A 586-nucleotide genomic window follows, 5' to 3' on the forward strand; every position below is an offset into this window, starting at 1 on the left:
TTTCTTACTGACCTTCGCTGCGGCGATTCCTGCTATTGTTTCTGGTGGTATCGCGGAGCGAGCTCGTTTTTATCCGATTCTAATCGCAACATTTTTCACTGTCGGCATAGTATATCCGCTATTTGAAGGAATCATCTGGAATGGAAACTTTGGTGTTCAAGCTTGGTTTGAAAGTACCTTTGGTTATGGTTTTTACGATTTTGCAGGTTCGGTCGTTGTGCACGGCGGTGGTGGATGGATTGCGCTGGTGGCTGTTACTTTTTTAGGGATGCGTAGAGGTCGTATCCGCGCAGGAAAGCATACGAACTTCGCTCCATCTAATATCCCATTTTTGGCACTTGGGGCTTGGATTCTCTGTGTTGGTTGGTTTGGTTTCAACGTTATGTCCGCTCAAACTCTTTCTGGAATCAGTGGCTTAGTGGCGATGAACTCGTTGATGGCAATGGTTGGAGGTATCGTAGCTTCATTACTTGCGGGTAAAAATGACCCTGGCTTTATTCACAATGGCCCTTTGGCCGGTTTGGTTGCGGTTTGCGCGGGGTCAGATTTAATGCATCCGCTTGGTGAATTAGTGACAGGTGCCGTT

General features: G+C 47.1%; 1 protein-coding gene. It reads left to right on the forward strand.

Going from position 1 to position 586, the window contains the following annotated elements:
- Positions 1-586: ammonium transporter (locus R7Q48_RS29285; RefSeq protein ID WP_411979309.1), on the forward strand; the 586-nt coding region annotated here is incomplete at both ends.

Source organism: Vibrio sp. 378 (genome assembly GCF_033339435.1).